This is a genomic window from Ureibacillus thermosphaericus (assembly GCF_012396605.1).
Lineage (GTDB): Bacteria > Bacillota > Bacilli > Bacillales_A > Planococcaceae > Ureibacillus > Ureibacillus thermosphaericus.
In genome coordinates this window covers 1-17,404 of sequence record NZ_JAAXPW010000046.1, presented here as the reverse complement: position 1 = coordinate 17,404, position 17,404 = coordinate 1, and the positions used below count along the sequence as shown (strand labels likewise).

The 17,404-nt window shown below is 35.4% G+C and carries 15 protein-coding genes and 1 other annotated feature; of the genes, 5 read left to right on the top strand and 10 right to left on the bottom strand.

Annotated features, from left to right (window positions below; translation table 11 throughout):
• On the top strand, positions 1 to 209 hold a 209-nt coding region (locus tag HF990_RS14985), incomplete at its 5' end, for a hypothetical protein (RefSeq protein ID WP_210730833.1).
• A gap of 162 nt (positions 210 to 371) precedes the next feature.
• Here the strand turns inward: HF990_RS14985 and HF990_RS13720 are convergent.
• The 3 genes from HF990_RS13720 to HF990_RS13710 all read right to left on the bottom strand — a co-directional run bounded on the left by HF990_RS13720 (position 372) and on the right by HF990_RS13710 (position 3,178).
• Complete coding sequence (locus HF990_RS13720) at positions 372 to 935, bottom strand: hypothetical protein (protein ID WP_168412821.1); 564 nt, start codon at positions 933 to 935, stop codon at positions 372 to 374.
• A 43-nt stretch (positions 936 to 978) separates the two neighbouring features.
• On the bottom strand, positions 979 to 1,764 hold the full coding sequence (locus tag HF990_RS13715) for a hypothetical protein (protein ID WP_168412820.1): 786 nt from the start codon (positions 1,762 to 1,764) through the stop codon (positions 979 to 981).
• 793 nt (positions 1,765 to 2,557) lie between these two features.
• Positions 2,558 to 3,178, bottom strand: a complete 621-nt coding sequence (locus tag HF990_RS13710; RefSeq protein WP_168412819.1) for an RraA family protein — start codon at positions 3,176 to 3,178, stop codon at positions 2,558 to 2,560.
• Positions 3,179 to 3,425: 247 nt separating this feature from the next.
• On the opposite strand from HF990_RS13710, the gene HF990_RS13705 reads away from it, so the two are divergent.
• Positions 3,426 to 3,809, top strand: coding sequence for a hypothetical protein (locus HF990_RS13705; RefSeq protein ID WP_016839534.1), 384 nt, complete (start codon positions 3,426 to 3,428; stop codon positions 3,807 to 3,809).
• Positions 3,810 to 3,897: 88 nt separating this feature from the next.
• Here the strand turns inward: HF990_RS13705 and HF990_RS13700 are convergent, their stop codons facing one another.
• The gene (locus HF990_RS13700) at positions 3,898 to 4,461 is read right to left on the bottom strand and encodes an LOG family protein (RefSeq protein ID WP_016839535.1); all 564 of its coding nucleotides are present in this window, start codon (positions 4,459 to 4,461) and stop codon (positions 3,898 to 3,900) included.
• Positions 4,462 to 4,622: 161 nt separating this feature from the next.
• On the opposite strand from HF990_RS13700, the gene tadA reads away from it, so the two are divergent.
• On the top strand, positions 4,623 to 5,138 hold the full coding sequence (gene tadA, locus HF990_RS13695) for a tRNA adenosine(34) deaminase TadA (RefSeq protein WP_172597814.1): 516 nt from the start codon (positions 4,623 to 4,625) through the stop codon (positions 5,136 to 5,138).
• Between the two features lie 140 nt (positions 5,139 to 5,278).
• Positions 5,279 to 6,592, top strand: coding sequence for a short-chain fatty acid transporter (locus HF990_RS13690; RefSeq protein WP_168412818.1), 1,314 nt, complete (start codon positions 5,279 to 5,281; stop codon positions 6,590 to 6,592).
• Positions 6,593 to 6,785: 193 nt separating this feature from the next.
• Here the strand turns inward: HF990_RS13690 and HF990_RS13685 are convergent, their stop codons facing one another.
• The 3 genes from HF990_RS13685 to pdxS all read right to left on the bottom strand — a co-directional run bounded on the left by HF990_RS13685 (position 6,786) and on the right by pdxS (position 11,312).
• Complete coding sequence (locus HF990_RS13685; RefSeq protein ID WP_168412817.1) at positions 6,786 to 8,540, bottom strand: methyl-accepting chemotaxis protein; 1,755 nt, start codon at positions 8,538 to 8,540, stop codon at positions 6,786 to 6,788.
• A 276-nt stretch (positions 8,541 to 8,816) separates the two neighbouring features.
• Complete coding sequence (serS, locus tag HF990_RS13680) at positions 8,817 to 10,103, bottom strand: serine--tRNA ligase (protein ID WP_016839540.1); 1,287 nt, start codon at positions 10,101 to 10,103, stop codon at positions 8,817 to 8,819.
• A gap of 55 nt (positions 10,104 to 10,158) precedes the next feature.
• Positions 10,159 to 10,373: a binding site (T-box leader), on the bottom strand.
• An 81-nt stretch (positions 10,374 to 10,454) separates the two neighbouring features.
• Entirely contained in the window at positions 10,455 to 11,312 is an 858-nt protein-coding gene (gene pdxS / locus HF990_RS13675) for a pyridoxal 5'-phosphate synthase lyase subunit PdxS (RefSeq protein WP_168412816.1), read from the bottom strand.
• Positions 11,313 to 11,416: 104 nt separating this feature from the next.
• Here pdxS and pdxR point away from each other — a divergent pair, with 104 nt between their 5' ends.
• Positions 11,417 to 12,835, top strand: a complete 1,419-nt coding sequence (pdxR, locus tag HF990_RS13670; RefSeq protein ID WP_016839542.1) for a MocR-like pyridoxine biosynthesis transcription factor PdxR — start codon at positions 11,417 to 11,419, stop codon at positions 12,833 to 12,835.
• Positions 12,836 to 12,911: 76 nt separating this feature from the next.
• On the opposite strand, the gene HF990_RS13665 is transcribed toward pdxR, so the two are convergent.
• The 3 genes from HF990_RS13665 to guaB all read right to left on the bottom strand — a co-directional run bounded on the left by HF990_RS13665 (position 12,912) and on the right by guaB (position 16,557).
• Complete coding sequence (locus HF990_RS13665) at positions 12,912 to 13,367, bottom strand: helix-turn-helix domain-containing protein (RefSeq protein WP_016839543.1); 456 nt, start codon at positions 13,365 to 13,367, stop codon at positions 12,912 to 12,914.
• A 256-nt stretch (positions 13,368 to 13,623) separates the two neighbouring features.
• Positions 13,624 to 14,934: a serine hydrolase gene (locus HF990_RS13660; protein ID WP_202947431.1), complete on the bottom strand. Its 1,311-nt coding sequence runs from the start codon at positions 14,932 to 14,934 to the stop codon at positions 13,624 to 13,626.
• A 156-nt stretch (positions 14,935 to 15,090) separates the two neighbouring features.
• Positions 15,091 to 16,557: an IMP dehydrogenase gene (gene guaB / locus HF990_RS13655; protein WP_168412815.1), complete on the bottom strand. Its 1,467-nt coding sequence runs from the start codon at positions 16,555 to 16,557 to the stop codon at positions 15,091 to 15,093.
• Positions 16,558 to 17,404: the final 847 nt, after the last annotated feature.

Genomic DNA, 17,404 nt, shown 5'->3' with positions numbered 1-17,404 from the left:
CCTCCAGCTTCCTTCAGATTCCGCGTCACCACGGACACCCTTTCGTTGAGCTAACCTCTACTTCTGTCTTCGGGGTTCGGGACTTACACCCTATAGTTCATGTACATGCCGGGCGCACATCAAAAAACAAAATTACCGTCAACGGAAATTTTGTGTTAAGACCTTTTTATTTGGAAATATTTATTTTTTTGGAAAAAGTTAAAGAATAAACTTTACGGAATGTGGTAAAATTGAATACAGATACCGCTTTACTTCCTATTCTCGTTACACCTTGCAAATTCCACAAAAAAACACTTCCGATATTCATAATGAATCCCTTTTATATGGGGTCATTATGAATATATCGAAAGTGCTTTTTAGCAAAAGTTCAATTATTCTAAATTATTAAGGTCAAACTGTGCGATTGTTTCATCCTCGACCATAACCATTAAAGTGGCATCCATTGCATTTTCTTTTAACTTCTCTAACTGTTCGGAAGATGGTGCAGCTTTTAATTGTTCATTGTCCTTTAAGGCACCTAATACAAAATCAAGCGAGAATTCGCCTTCTTGATTAGGTTTAAGAACTGGTAAACCTGTATGCCCCGTACCATAATTTTTTTCCTTATCATAGATATTTATCCCAATTAGTTCTTCCGAAATGGCTTTCAGTTTTTCACTGGGTTCAATATAAATTTTTATACCGTCATCATAATCATATGTTGCGTCATTTAAACGCTTATCTCCTCCAAGATCCTTTCTTCCAACATTTTTTAAAACGAAATTATAATGCAAGTTAACAAATTCTAATTCATCACTATCTTCTACTAAATTATTCTTTTCTATCTCAACTGTCCCACTAATTATTTCTACAGAAGGAGTATTAGAACAACCGGCTAAGAGTAATACAACGAAAAGAATGCTGAAAATCGATTTTGACATATTTTTAACGCTCATTATATATCCTTTCTAAAAAAATAATTAAATACGCTTATGGAGTTTAGATATTATTTTGTAATTGTAGAGTCCATACAGAACCACCTCTACTTTTTAAAGTAGCAGTAGAAGTCGCTCCCACATAATGAGTATATTGCAGACTTACATATTTCCAGTCTTTAAAATCAGAAGAATAAGACCATTCATTTGAAGTTGGTGAATAATCCTTAGCCTGAGTTAGACTTGGGAATCCACTAGTACCAACGGATACTTTTCTGCTCGTAATAGAAACCGTTGAATCACTAATTTTCCATCCTCCAGTAGCTTTTGTAATCTTTGCGTATTCGATATTATTTTCTTTCTTTCTTGAATAATAAATAGTTGAGTAAGCCTTTACACTATAAGAAGAATCCCATTTTTCTTCGCCTTTATTTCCGGATTCTGCGGATGCTATATTGAAACCATTAATATTGTCCGTTTCTTCTACTAATCCAAAAGTAGTAATGGCGAATTCTTCAATTTCAACATCTCCAATTTTTTCTACTTTTAACAATTGAGATGTAGAAACATTCGTAACGTTAAAATCTTCGCTTAATTCACTATTTGTTAATGTAGACGATTTTATTTTGTTTGAATTTGTTAATTGATATTTAGGTAATTCAATATTATTCAATTCAACTTCATGAACTCCATTTAAAGCCCTTTCAAGCAATTCATCTATATCTGTAATTTCTTGAGCTTGATAAATGATTTTTTTGTTATCCTCAACTTGTGCATTTGCTGCTGGTACATTTACAAATACAAGTAAGAATGTAAATAAAAGAAATAAAGAATAAAAATACTTTTTCATACTAATATCTCCTATTTACTACAATCACAATAAAAAATGTTCTAAATAATCTGATGATTTGTGAGATACATAGTTTTTACTCGATATTTTTCACCTCCATTTTTCTCTCTTTTCTTTTTCGATGATTACAAACATTGTAGTATAAAAAAAGGAATTTCTTCCTTTTTATTCATAACTTTGTATAATCCACTCATAAGTGTAGGATTAAGAATTATGGGTTTTATCGTAAATTTACTGAACAACACGGGATTCACCGCTTCCTTCCTCAAGTGAGGTACTACGTTTTCTGTGTTCATCATGACTCACTGAATGCCAAGGGCTATTCTCTCTTAATTGTTCGGTCCTTCTTAGTAGTTCTAAACCAACTAATACTATGACCTCTGCTGACTTCTGACGGTTCAGCTACTTATCACTAAGTAGGTTATGAAGCGTACTTCACATATCCGCCAGACCTCCCCGGGTAAGTACATGCACTTTCACACCATCTATCCGCCTCATTTACTCGATATGACCTTCGACAGAAAGAGCTTTGTTTTGTTGTGCAAACTCACTCAATCATACCTAGCCTTATATGAGGTTCGTGTTCCTCGGACCGGTGTTTTGCCTCCAGCTTCCTTCAGATTCCGCGTCACCACGGACACCCTTGCTCTTGGCTAACCTCTACTTCTGTCTTCGGGGTTCGGGACTTACACCCTATAGTTCATGTACATGCCGGGCGCACAAAAAAAGGGGCAAAAATGCCCCTTTTAATATTTTTCAGAAAATTTTTTTATGAATAGAAAATAATAAATTTTTATTTTGATAAAGCTTTTTCAATATATTGGCGTATTGATTCTTCCCCGTTTGCTAATGCTTCCTTTTCTCTCGCTTCATCTTTTGCTAGTTTTTCTTCGGCTTTTTTCAAAATTTCTTCTTCTTCTCCTTGTGGAACAACAATAACACCGTCTACATCTCCAATAATGAAATCTCCTGGTTGGACGCTCACACCACCAATGGCAATCGGAACATTTACTCGACCACCACCATGTTTATTTCCACTAGCAACGGTTGTTCCTAGGGCAAACACCGGAAAATCTAATTCTCGAATTGCTGCAATATCACGTATTACACCATTGACAACAAACCCTTGAATCCCCAATCCTTTCGCAAGAGAAGCTACAAAATCCCCTGCTACTGCTCGGTTTGTATTCCCTTTTGCATCAATAACAAGAATATCCCCTTTTTGTGCGATATTAATTGCTTCTAATACAGCTTTATTTTCCCCATCTGGCAATCTAACCGTTACAGCTCGTCCAGCAATTTTAAAATGATCGCTCAACGGTTTGATTTTTGCATCTAAATTTGTATGTCCCCCTGTAGCATCAGATATTGCAGTAGTTGGTATCGCTAAATATTTTTCAATTAAATTGGACATGTCGACATAACCCCTTTGAATTTACATAATATTTTAATAATTCTATATTATAGGATAAACTTTCCTTTTTCTATATAATTTGCAACTAATTTCACTAAATTTTAATAAAGTTAAGAAGTTAGCATTCCTACAAATACATATACTATGAATAACCATCATTGCTCTGTGATCACGTGTTATGCGTAAAAATTTATAAGATGGTTACACTGTATAAAAATTACATAATTCTACAAGGAGTGACACGGCAATGATAATGAACCGCTTAGTAAAAGAATGCATCAATGAACAAGGGAAAAAAGTCTACCGAATGGCAACGTATGATATCGAAGTCATTGCAAAGTCAAATGGTGGTCTCTCACCAACTATTATCTATCTTCATAATAATCAAGATGTTACAGATGACATACGTGACATTCGCTTTGGCGCACGTTCACCCTATTCATATATTGAAGATTACGATGAGTTTCAAACAATGCTTTATAATAAAGAACAAAAAGCCATTAATGATTTATATGATTCCATTAGCTTAAGACCGAAGAACATGACTACTACTGAACAAACTTTGTGGAGTATCGGGGTATTAGTCTTAATGTCCATACCTCTACTCGTAGCAATGCTCATCTTCCATTAAAGGGAGAAAATATTCTCCCTTTTTTTATGATAAAAAATAAAAGAATCCTTGATTAGTGTATTTACACTATCCCAGGATTCGAATATTGTTAAACATCTTTATTCACAAGATTTCCATTGCTCATTTCCAACATTTCAAATAGCTCTTCTAATGAAGTTGCTACTAAAAACAATTCATGTTGTGATGCTCTTAAAAATCCTTCTTCCATCATTTTTTCAAAATGTTGCACTAGACCATCATAAAAGCCATTTACATTATATAAAATAACAGGTTTTGCATGTAATCCTATTTGCGCCCAAGTAAAAGCTTCAAAATACTCATCAAGTGTTCCGCAACCACCCGGTATCGCCACAAAAGCATCGGAAAGATCCGACATTTTCTTTTTTCGAGCATGCATTGACTCAACGATATATAATTCAGTTAATCCTTTATGCAATTTTTCTTTATTCACTAAATGTTCCGGCATGACTCCGATTACTTCTCCGCCTTCTGCAAGAGCTGCATCCGCTACTTTCCCCATTAAACCTTGAGTTGACCCTCCATAAACAAGCCCGTATCCGCTACGTGCAATCATTTTCCCTAATTCAATTGCTTTTTCTACATAAACCGACGATTTTCCTGATGATGAACCACAATAAACCGCTATACGCAATCAAGTCACCTTCTCTTTTACTTCCATTATATCGAAAAATTATTAACTCAATGTAAAAGGTTCAAAATTCTATTTTATTTTTTCTTGCATTTTGTTACGGCAAGCATGAAGATGATTCAATCATGAAATCATGATACACTTACACCGAAGGAGAGAGGAATGTGGAATTATATGATAAAGATGAATATTTTATGAGTGAAGCAATTAAAGAAGCAAAAAAAGCGGAAACTCTTGGTGAAGTTCCCATCGGTGCTGTTATTGTCTATCAAGATCAAATCATTGCTCGTTCCCACAACTTGCGGGAAACAACTCAGAACGCTATTACGCATGCGGAACTAATGGCAATTCAAGAAGCTTGCAAAGCAATTGGGAGCTGGCGGTTAGAAGAAACGACATTATACGTGACCCTTGAACCATGTCCAATGTGTGCTGGAGCAATTCTACAATCAAGAATCCCTCGGGTCGTATATGGTGCACGGGACCCTAAGGCTGGTAGTGTCGATTCATTATATCGTCTATTAAACGATTCTCGATTAAACCACGAATGTGATGTGACAGAAGGTGTTTTAGCTGATGAGTGCGGCTCTCTATTAACAAATTTTTTTAAAGCGATTCGAGAAAGAAAAAAAGAAGAAAAACGAAAAATGAAATTGAATGAGAAGGAAAATTGTGATTGAGAAATCAGTCACAATTATATTTTTAAAACTATCCACCTATCATATTATGTTATTTTTTAAAATATATATCATATTCTCTCCTGATTTTTCGTATCTATAAAATATCTAACTTTTTTTAGAATCAGGAGGAACATGAAAATATGAAGTTTTTAACGAGAATATCAAATGCTATTATGGAAAAGTATTTACCTGATCCATATATTTTTGTTGCAATATTATCAGTACTCGTTGTAATTCTTGGTGTTGTATTAACCCCCTCCTCACCACTTGATATGGTTATTTATTGGGGAGATGGATTCTGGGGATTACTAGCATTTACGATGCAAATGGTCATTGTACTAACTGCTGGACACGTACTAGCAAATAGCCCTTTATTTAAAAAATTTCTAACTGCTATTGCAAGCAGCATCAAATCCCCTGGTATGGCCATTATTATTGTTACATTTGTTTCTTTAATTGCTTGCTGGATTAATTGGGGATTCGGTTTAGTAATCGGAGCTATTTTTGCTAAAGAAATCGCTCGTCATGTAAAAAAAGTGGACTATCGCTTATTAATTGCTAGTGCTTATTCTGGTTTTATTATTTGGCACGGTGGGTTGGCAGGATCCATTCCTCTATCAGTAGCAACTGAAGGGCATCCTTTTGAAGGGATAATGGGCGTAGTTCCTACTTCGGGAACAATTTTTACTTCTTATAATTTATTTATTGTACTGGTTATCCTTTTCACTCTTCCATTCTTTAACCGCTGGATGATGCCAAAAGATGATGATGTAGTAGAAGTGGATCCAGCTTTATTGGTAGAAGAAGAGAAGAAATTCCCACCGCCTGTAAATACTTTTGCTTCTCGTTCAGAAAGAAGCTATATTTTAACTATTTTAATTGGGATAATTGGAGTAACGTATCTTATTTATCATTTTACAACGAAAGGTTTTGCTCTTGATTTAAATATTGTGAACACAATCTTTGTGATTCTCGGAATTATTTTACACGGAACACCTCAACGCTTCTTAGCCGCTACTCAAAATGCCATTAAAACAGCAAGCGGCATTGTATTTCAGTTCCCTTTCTATGCAGGGATTATGGGGATGATGACAAATTCAGGTTTAGCTGCTGTCTTCTCTGAGTGGTTTATTGCTATTTCGAACGATACAACTTTCTATTTATTTACATTTTATTCTGCTGGTTTAGTCAATTTCTTTATTCCTTCTGGTGGAGGTCAATGGGCGGTGCAAGCACCAATCATGTTAGAAGCAGCTCAAGTGATGGGGGCTGATTATGCGAAAACGGCTATGGCTATTGCTTGGGGTGATGCTTGGACGAACATGATTCAACCTTTCTGGGCTCTACCTGCACTTGCCATTGCGGGCTTAAAAGCAAAAGATATTATGGGATTCTGTGTATTCGTTCTCATTTTTACAGGAATTATTATCAGTATTGGATTTTTATTCTTCTAAAAATAAAAGAGCCTGATCATAAAAGTTTTGAACTTTTGATCAGGCTCAAATCTTACAATAAATATTTTTTAACTCTTTCTCTGCGGTGGTTACATCAAACGCGCCTCCTCGTTGCATTTTCTGTGACGAAAGCGAGAACGACAGACGCAAAGGAAGCATTTAAATAACTTTTTAGGAACCCTCGTCCCCTTGTTTATCTCAATTTAAATTGTCGAACTAGTCGATTTAATTCCTCAGCAAGGACTGCCAGTTGTTCAGAACTCGCAGAAATCTCTTCCATTGCACTATTTGTCTGTTCTGATGCAGCCGTTGTTTCTTCAATACCGGCAGCAGCCTCTTCAGAGATTGCAGCAATTTCTTGAATGGAACTGTTCATCTCACTACTGTTTGTTGCGATGGTTGATAAATTTTCAGCTACAACCGTGATACTATCGACCATTTCTTGCAAAGAATTTTGAATCGTAGTAAATGTTTCGTGTGTTGTTTTTATTTGAGTAGAACCCTGCTCAACTTCTTTATAACCATTTGTTAACGCTTCTGTCACAACACTAAATTCTTCCTGAATATTATTTACAATCTTTGTTATATCCGTTACAGAATATGCTACTTGTTCAGCCAGTTTTCGAACTTCTTCTGCAACAACAGCAAATCCTTTTCCATGTTCTCCTGCTCTTGCCGCTTCAATTGCAGCATTTAAAGATAAAAGATTTGTCTGTTCAGCAATCTCTTTAATAACTATAACCAATTGAGAGATTTCTTGTACTTGGGTATGAAGTTCATTCACTTTACCGACTGAATCACGTACAATATGATCGATTGTTTGCATTTGTTTAGCGGAAGATTCCATCAAACGGCTTCCGTCATTTGTTAATGCCAATATTTCTTTTGCTCTTTGCTGAACACGTTCTCCGTGCTCGTTTGCCTCTTGAGAAGTCGCTACAAAGTTCGTTGCTATGGAAGATAAGTTGCTTGCATTATCTGCTTGTTTTTCGGAACCTTGAGCAAGTTCCTCCATTGTCACGACAATTTGATTTGCACCCAGTTTTACCTCATTTGCAGCCTGCGTTAATTCTTCGCTACTACTTGAGACAATTTCCGAGTTTTTCGCAATTTCTTGCAGAATATTCTTCAACTTATCTTGCATATCATTCATTGCCAAAGCTAATTGGCCAGTTTCATCCTTCGATTTAATCCTTAACGGCTCAGGGCTTAAATCTGCTCGAGAAAGTAAATTCATTCTTTCCATAACCATTTGAATAGGCTTTGATATGCTATTTGTAAATACCCATATAACAATTAAACCTATGATTACTGCTATCAACAACGTAAACAAATTCACTTTTAAAATATTATTTGCAGGCTTATTAAAATCCATCATGTATGTACTTGCACCAATTATCCATCCCCAGTTTGAATCCACTTTTGAATAAGCTACTTTTTCTTCAATCTGATTTTCATTTCCGATTAATGGATAATCATAATAAACAAATCCTCCACCTGATTGTCCCACTTTGATAATTTCTTGTATGAATTTTAATCCTTTTGTATCTTCATCGTTCCACATATTTTGGCCTTCAATTGTCGGGTGCACAAGCATAGTTCCCTTTTCATCGACGATAAATAAGTAACCATGTTCTCCTATATCGATATTTTTATTGATTGGTCGTAATCCTTCCTCATTCTTGCTTCCTAAAATTGCTTCTTTTACTTTTTCCTGCGCATCCTCTAATGAAATTTCCCCTCTATCAACATATTTCGATAAACTATTAATCATTTCTAACGTCATTTCAACACTGTTGCTCAAATTGGTTTTCCCTAAATCATTCAAACTTTCTTCAGTTTGCATGAAATTTATGAAGCTGACTACAACTAAAGGAATGAGCAACAAAGCAGTAGAAATAATCAACAACTTTCGTTTAATTGTCAATTTCTTAAACAAAACAAACATACCCCCTGATAAAAAAGTTTCAAAAAGATGTCAGTTTAATAATTTTTATATAGGTATTTCCTCCTCCCAATATTTAAAATAACAAAATAGTAAAAAATAAATATTGATTTTTATCAATATTTATAATTGTTTAAAAAATTATATTATTCCGAATTCGTTTATTCAATATAAATTTTCCATTTAATTAAATTATTAGGAATATTAAGAAAACGGAAATGCATTCTAGCAAAAAGAAAAAAGCATACCTTTTACTCGGTATGCTTCTTTTTATTACTTTTATTTTTTAGGTGGTGTCATCATTTCTTTTCCACCCATATATGGTCTTAATACTTCAGGAATAATGACACTTCCATCTTCTTTTTGATAATTTTCTAAAATGGCAGCAACTGTACGACCAATAGCAAGTCCTGAACCATTTAATGTGTGAACGTATTCTGGTTTTGCTCCTTGTTCACGACGGAAGCGGATATTTGCACGTCTCGCTTGGAAATCTTCAAAGTTTGAGCAAGATGAAATTTCACGATATTTATTTTGTGATGGCATCCATACTTCTAAATCGTATTTTTTAGCAGCAGTGAAGCCTAAATCAGCAGTACACATTTTCACACGTTGATAAGGCAAGTTTAATAATTGAAGTACTTTTTCTGCATGGCTTGTTAATAACTCTAATTGTTCATAAGATTCTTCCGGTTTCACAAAGCGTACAAGTTCTACTTTGTTAAATTGGTGCTGACGAATTAATCCTCGAGTATCACGACCTGCAGATCCTGCTTCTGAGCGGAAACATGCACTAAATGCCACAAAACCTTTTGGTAACATATCAATGCTTAAAATTTCATCACGATAGAAATTCGTTACTGGCACTTCAGCAGTTGGAATCATGAAATAGTCAGTATCGACAAGTTTAAATACATCCTCTTCAAATTTTGGTAATTGTCCAGTTCCTAATAAACTGTCTCGATTGACAATGACTGGAGGGAGCATTTCCTCATATCCATGTTCTTCTACATGTAAATCCATCATGAAATTCATAAGTGCTCGCTCTAATCTTGCACCTAAGCCACGGTAGAAAACAAATCGACTTCCTGTTACTTTCGCAGCTCTTTCAAAATCTATGATATCTAAATCTGTTGCCAAGTCCCAATGCGGTTTGACTTCAAACTGAAACGCTGGAATCTCACCCCAAGTATATTCCACTACATTGTCATCTTCGCTCTCACCAATTGGAACAGATTCATGAGGGATGTTTGGCAAACGCATCATCATATCTTTGAATTTTTCTTCAATTTCTAATAACTCTGCATCTAACTGTTTAATTTCTTCACCCACTTGGCGCATACGAACAATCATTTCATCGGCATTTTCTTTATTGCGTTTCATGACAGCAATTTGTTCTGATACTTTATTGCGCTCAGCTTTTAATTCTTCCGTTTTTGCAATTAGTTCACGTCGTTTTGAATCAAGTGATTCAAATTCATCAAAATTTCCTAAATCTTCGTTGCGTGTTAAAAGAATTTTTTTCACTTCTTCATAGTTTTCACGGACACGTCTAATATCTAGCATGTTTATTCCTCCAAACTTGTTAAAAATTATTCCATATAAAAAGCTCTCAATCCCATAAAGGGACGAGAGCTACCCGCGTTGCCACCCTAGTTGATTAAACAAAATGTTTAATCCTCTTATTTCATAACGGCTTTACAACCGACCCAATCCTACTAAACATTTCAGCTGGGCAACTCATGGATGGATTCACAAGGGTTTTTATCAGCTTCCACCAACCGCTGACTCTCTTAAAAAAACTGACTTGCTACTACTTCCAATCATCGCATTATCGTTAATCGATTTTAACCATAGCGTACTATATCCCGTTAAATTTTGCAAGAAAAGACTTTATTAACTTTATTTTGACAAATCTCATCTAACTTGCAAAAGTTCTTCTTTGGAAAGAGTAGCAATATCAATACCTTTCATAGGATTACCTAAATCCTTTGAAAGTTCAGCTATAAGTGGGTAATCATTATAATTTTTTGTCGCTTCAACAATAGCTCTTGCAAACTTTTCTGGATTTTCCGATTTAAATATACCGGAACCAACAAACACTCCATCTGCTCCTAATTCCATCATTAATGCGGCATCGGCTGGTGTGGCAACCCCTCCTGCTGCATAATTTAATACAGGCAACCGTCCTCGTTCTTTAATTTGTAGCAACAACTCATAAGGCGCACCTAATTTTTTTGCTTCCACCATTAATTCATCTTGACTCATGTTAACAATTTGACGTACTTGGGCATTTACTTTTCGAATATGACGTACAGCTTCTACAATGTTTCCTGTACCTGCTTCACCTTTCGTACGCAACATGACTGCCCCTTCTCCAATTCTCCGCGCTGCTTCTCCTAAATCGCGACACCCACAAACAAAAGGTACGTTAAACTCCTTTTTTAACAAATGGAATTCATCATCCGCTGGTGTTAATACTTCACTTTCATCAATCATATCTACACCTATTGATTCTAAAATACGTGCCTCCACAATATGGCCAATTCTTACTTTTGCCATCACCGGAATGGATATGGCATTCTTTACTTCCTCAATAATGCGAAGATCAGCCATCCTAGCTACTCCGCCTTCTTTTCGTATATCTGATGGAACTTTTTCTAATGCCATTACCGCAACAGCACCTGCCGCTTCTGCAATTTTTGCTTGCTCAGCATTCACAACATCCATGATTACGCCGCCTCGGGGGATGTTAATTTCTTTAAAATTTTCCATATTATTACCTCCTATTATTTGTTGATTTTTAGTATAATGATTTTTGACAATATAAAAAGTTCCAAAATTATAAAAAGTTATATGGTCAGTTGGAGGTATATACGATGGACATGCTGATCTTCCAATTGGAAAAAGAAAATGCTAAACCTTTGTATGAACAACTCTACAGCGGCATAAAAAATGCAATTATTCAAAAACAAATTGAAGTAGGAACGAAATTGCCATCTAAGCGAAAATTAGCGGAGTTTTTAAATATTAGTCAAACTACCATTGAAATTGCATATTCTCAATTATTAGCGGAAGGATATATTACATCTATTCCCCGTGTAGGTTATTTTGTTGAAGAAATTGATGAACTGCCTTACGTAGAAAAAAAACAAACGACAATCGAAATTCCCCAAAAAGAACAAAAACAATATCGATATGATTTTCATCCTGGTAAAGTTGATGAAGAATCCTTCCCTTTTGTTGTATGGAGAAAGTATGTAAAAGATATATTTGATATTACTTCAAAAGAGTTGTTACAAATGGGTGAACCCCAAGGAGAAGTAGAGTTACGAAAGGAAATTGCCAATTATTTATTTCAATCGAGAGGTATCCATTGCAAACCTGAGCAAATCGTTATTAGCTCTGGAACTGAGCTTTTATTACCGATGATTTTGCGCTTATTTGAAGATGATTTCATATTAGCCCTTGAAAACCCTGGTTACTCAGCAATACCGAGAATTCATTTAAATAATAATGCCATTCCTATTTCTGTGGATGAGGAAGGTTTAGTAGTTGATGAACTTGAACAAACAAATGCTAATATCGTCTATATTACTCCATCACATCAATTCCCGACAGGGGCAGTGCTGTCAGCTACAAGAAGAACTCAACTGCTGAAATGGGCAAGCAAAGCACCTAATCGATATATTATTGAAGATGATTATGATAGTGAGTTTCGCTACATTGGCAAACCCATTCCAGCCCTACATGGTTTAGATCAAAATGATAAAGTGATTTATATGAGCACATTTACAAAATCATTGATGCCATCACTTAGGGTTGCTTATATGGTATTGCCTCATCATTTATTAATGAAATATAAAGAAATATTTAGTTATTACTCAGCAACGGTCCCACGTTTCGTTCAACACATATTAGCCAATTTTATGAAAGATGGTCATTTCTCTAAACATTTAAATCGCATGAGGAAAATTTATCGAAAAAAACATGATAAATTAAAACATACGCTAACTACTTTTTATCCTGATATAAAAATAACAGGAGACCAAGCTGGAATGCATGTGCTAATCTCGATTCCTAGCGGCAAAAATGTTGACCAACTGAAGCAAATTGCAAATCATCATGGCATCAACATTACTCCTGTAACCAATTATTTGTTAAAGCCCATTGAATATGAACATCCTACCTTCTTGCTTGGATTCGGAGGTATTCCTTTAAATCAAATAGAGGAAAGTATCCACCAATTGATGGAATGTTGGAATGTACAAAAAAATAAAAAACTCGCTAAACTATAGATGTCTTAGCGAGTTTTTTATATTAGTATATTATACATATATTTCCCATAAATATTTCCCAAGCAATATTTTTTCTTTAATCTGCAAATTTCTTTTTTAATTGTTCTGAACCAGTTCCACCAATAATCATTAATACCAATGGTAAGAAATTTGAAATCACTTTAGGTAAACCATCAAGAATTGTTATATTCGTATAAAAAAATAAATTGGAGCCTAGAATGATGATTTTAATGAGTATTAATAATACCCCTAGTAAAAATAAACTGTCAAAAAACGATTTTAATTTGGGGTGAGCTAATTTTTTACTATCTTTAATTACTTTTTCCTTCAAATCATCGTCACTCCTTAACATTTCATCTATTGTAATACCAAATAAATCGCTTAGTGCAATAATTACTTCAATACTTGGATAGTTCTTTCCAGTTTCCCATTTTGATACTGATTGACGACTGACATGAAGTTTATCTGCAAGATCTGCTTGTGTCCAACCTCGTTTTTCCCTTTCATTTTTTAATCGTTCACTAAATGTCATCGACGGCAACTCCTTTCTTATGTTCAGTATCGATTAAAAGTAGTATGAAGTAAAGAGAGCTATGGGCGCATGAAGATGCAACGGATAGTTGCCATCGCCAAACGCCAATTATATACCATTTTGTATAAAATTTACATTTAATTTCCAAAAGTATTAGAATATATATCAAAGAAAAAAAGCTAAGAATCCACATCTAGTGGTTCCTAGCTTTCTTGAAATAAATTCTATTAGCGAAAAGTTTTAATTGCCTAATTTGTTATGAAAATAAGCCTCCTACAAAACCAGTAATGCCTCCCCAAAGATTACTGAAGAAATTACCGATTCCTTGGAAGAATAATGAGATAAATCCTGCTCGTTCAACATCGTCTGCTGTTACTACATCAACAGCCATTTCTTTACCATCGATAAAACCGTAATCAGAACCTTCTTTTCTTTCAATTACGACTTTCCCAACTACCGTCCCTTTTTCAACTTTCGCTTCAAGGGACTCTTTATCTAACACTAACTTTGGTTGATATAAATCTTTTTCTGATGTTTTTACAAGCATGGATAAAGGTTCTTTTACAGCAATTTTTACTTTATCTTCTTTTCCTTTAATGACTTTAATAGATTCTTTTCCTTTTTCAGAAAAGTCGGCTGGAATAATTTCTTGTTTTGCAAATTGGCTAAAACCATAATCGAACAATTTTGCTGTTGCATCAAAACGCGCTTTATATGAACCAACACCGTTTGAATCAACAGCATTCATTACAACTGAAATTAAACGTGTACCATTTCGTTCAGCAGTTCCTGTAAAACAGTATCCCGCTAAATTAGTTGTACCTGTTTTCAATCCATCGACACCTTGATATTGATATACCAACCCTGGCAACATGAAGTTCCAGTTTTCCATCTTAATGGCATCATCTGTACCTTCTCTGAACGTTTTTCTCGGAATGCTAGCAGTTTCTAAAACTTCAGGATAATCTTTCAGTAAATGATAGGCAAGTTTTGCAACTGAGCGAGCTGGCATTACGTTTTCATCTTCCGGACCTGTCCCAGCAGGATGCATGCCCATTAAATCAGCATTATTTAATCCTGTTGAATTGACAAATTTATACCCTTCTAGTCCTAATTCTTCCGCTTTTTTATTCATTAGCTTTATAAACTCTGTTTCCGTTCCAGCTACTGTTTCAGCGATTGCCACTGTAGCAGCATTTGCAGAGTAAATTACCATTGCCTCATACAATTCTTGAATCGTATAAGTTCCATCTGCTCTTAACGGCACATTACTTAATGCACGATTTTGTGACAACTTATATGTATATTCCGTCACGCGATATTCTTGATCCCAACTAACTGTACCAGCTTTAATCGCATCTAATAAAATATACTCTGTCATCATTTTTGACATACTCGCAATACCAAGCGGTGTGTCAGCATTTTGCTCGTATAATATTTTCCCTGAATCTGCATCAATTAAAATGGCAGCCCCAACATTTAATCCTAAATCTGTTTCAGCATTGGCTTGGGGTGTCGTAACAATCATGCTAATTAACAGAATTGGAATCATGAGTAAGCTGATCATTGATGTCTTCCTTGCTGTTTTCACTTAAATGTACCTCCACTCATTATTATCATCTTCGCTCATTTTACCATAGATAGTATTCGATGTGTGTAACGAACAAGAAAAAACACTCTTCTAACATCTACAGTGACGTTAGAAGAGTGTTTAGGTTTCAAATTATTGAAGAGAATAGTTTGGAGCTTCTTTCGTAATTTGTACATTGTGTGGATGAGATTCACGAAGACCTGCATTTGTCATGCGGACGAATTGAGATTTTTCGCGTAAATGTTCTAAGTTAGGAGCTCCGCAATATCCCATTCCTGAACTTATACCACCCACTAATTGTTCGATTGTATCAGCAAGAGGCCCTTTGTATGGTACACGTCCTTCAATGCCTTCAGGAACTAATTTTTTCGCATCTTCTTGGAAATAACGGTCTTTTGAACCTTGTTCCATCGCAGCAAGAGAACCCATTCCACGATATACTTTAAAACGACGTCCTTGGAAAATTTCTGTTTCACCAGGTGATTCTGTTGTTCCTGCAAGAAGTGAACCAAGCATAACAGCATGTCCACCTGCTGCAAGAGCCTTCACGATATCACCGGAATATTTAATGCCACCATCTGCAATAATTGTTTTACCATATTCGCGAGCAACTGTTGCGCAATCGTAAATCGCTGTAATTTGTGGTACACCTACACCTGCTACAACACGAGTCGTACAAATGGATCCAGGGCCAATACCTACTTTTACTACATCCGCTCCTGCTTCAAACAATGCACGTGCTGCTTCAGCTGTCGCAACATTTCCTGCAATAATCTCTAAATCTGGATATTCATTTCGAATTTCTTTAACTGTATCAATTACGCCTTGAGAATGGCCGTGAGCTGTATCAATAACAATAACATCTACTTGCGCTTCAACTAATTTTTTTACACGGGCACTTGTATCTTTTGAAACCCCAACAGCAGCACCTACTACAAGTCGACCAATGCTGTCTTTTGCTGCATTTGGGAATTCTATTACTTTTTCGATGTCTTTAATTGTAATTAAACCTGTTAATTTTCCTTCATTATCTACGATTGGAAGTTTCTCAATTTTATACTTTTGTAATATTTTTTCAGCTTCTTCTAATGTCGTTCCTACAGGAGCTGTTATTAAATCTTCTTTTGTCATTACTTCTTCAATTTTCAATGAATAATCGGAAATGAAACGTAAATCTCGATTCGTAATAATTCCCACTAATTTTTGTTCTTCTTCATTATTTACAATTGGAACACCCGAAATGCGATATTTACCCATTAAATGTTCAGCATCAAACACTTGATGACTTGGTGTTAAAAAGAAAGGATTCGTAATGACACCATTTTCAGATCGTTTTACTTTTTCTACTTCTTCTACTTGTTCTTCAATGGACATGTTTTTATGAATAATCCCGATTCCACCTTGACGTGCCATTGCAATCGCCATTCTAGATTCAGTTACTGTATCCATTCCAGCACTAATAATAGGAATATTTAATTTGATTTTTGGTGTAAGTTGTACTGATAAATCTACTTCTTTTGGTAATACTGCTGAATGCGCTGGTATTAATAATACATCGTCGAATGTTAATCCTTCTTTTGCAAACTTCGTCTCCCACATTTCGATTATTCCTCCTAAGTACAAAACGAATATTAATAGTAAGATTATCAACATGTTTTCCTAGTGTCAAGAATCTAACAAATAGAAAAAGTATTCGGACTATTGGAAATTGTCATTTTGTGTTACACTATTTTAATTTAGATATATAACGCTAAACTAGATTTATTTTGCTCTTTTTACATGCAATTATGAAATTTGATATCTTCCAACATTAAAAATGGCTATTAACTAATTAAAAGATGCAACCCAACTATTTATTTTTTTAAATATATCATGAAGGGGATTACGACCAACTTCATCATTCAATTAATAAATGGCATTGAATTGCTTGATAATCAGTCATATTTGACTTCATTTTTTAAACCGTTGGGTTTTACGAAATGAACCTTTTGCAGTGGTATATTGAAAAACAACGTCCTGTTCGCGCCGACCTGACCTTCGGTCTTTGGTAGTTGGGAGCTTATTTTTGCAATAAAAAAAAGCACCACTATTGTGGTGCCTTCTGCGAAGCGCTCGTCTATCTCTCACAAGGGGACCCCTTAACTACCATCGGCGCTAACTCCGAAGCACGTTGACCAGCGAATTTCTGTGTTAGCTTCGGCAGTCCGGTGCTCACGTACATAGTACGCTCCGCTCCGGGCTGCCTCGCTTCCTTGAACTTCTTGGTCCCCGTGCTTCTCGTCTCCTTCAAATATTTATTTTACTTTTGTTTAACATGTAGTTTCTGTATCGCGCCGATCGGACTTTCAGTCCTTGTTAGTAAGGGGCTTCAATTTTTGCAATAAAAAAAGCACCACTATTGTGGTGCCTTCTGCGAAGCGACGTCCTACTCTCACAAGGGGAAGCC

Bases quoted from the DNA above. Each gene is read 5' to 3' on its own strand.
- HF990_RS13720 (WP_168412821.1), bottom strand. From the start codon at position 935: ATGAGCGTTAAAAATATGTCAAAATCGATTTTCAGCATTCTTTTCGTT.
- HF990_RS13715 (WP_168412820.1), bottom strand. From the start codon at position 1,764: ATGAAAAAGTATTTTTATTCTTTATTTCTTTTATTTACATTCTTACTT.
- HF990_RS13710 (WP_168412819.1), bottom strand. From the start codon at position 3,178: ATGTCCAATTTAATTGAAAAATATTTAGCGATACCAACTACTGCAATA.
- HF990_RS13705 (WP_016839534.1), top strand. From the start codon at position 3,426: ATGATAATGAACCGCTTAGTAAAAGAATGCATCAATGAACAAGGGAAA.
- HF990_RS13690 (WP_168412818.1), top strand. From the start codon at position 5,279: ATGAAGTTTTTAACGAGAATATCAAATGCTATTATGGAAAAGTATTTA.
- HF990_RS13685 (WP_168412817.1), bottom strand. From the start codon at position 8,540: ATGTTTGTTTTGTTTAAGAAATTGACAATTAAACGAAAGTTGTTGATT.
- serS (WP_016839540.1), bottom strand. From the start codon at position 10,103: ATGCTAGATATTAGACGTGTCCGTGAAAACTATGAAGAAGTGAAAAAA.
- pdxS (WP_168412816.1), bottom strand. From the start codon at position 11,312: ATGGAAAATTTTAAAGAAATTAACATCCCCCGAGGCGGCGTAATCATG.
- pdxR (WP_016839542.1), top strand. From the start codon at position 11,417: ATGGACATGCTGATCTTCCAATTGGAAAAAGAAAATGCTAAACCTTTG.
- HF990_RS13665 (WP_016839543.1), bottom strand. From the start codon at position 13,367: ATGACATTTAGTGAACGATTAAAAAATGAAAGGGAAAAACGAGGTTGG.
- HF990_RS13660 (WP_202947431.1), bottom strand. From the start codon at position 14,934: ATGATCAGCTTACTCATGATTCCAATTCTGTTAATTAGCATGATTGTT.
- guaB (WP_168412815.1), bottom strand. From the start codon at position 16,557: ATGTGGGAGACGAAGTTTGCAAAAGAAGGATTAACATTCGACGATGTA.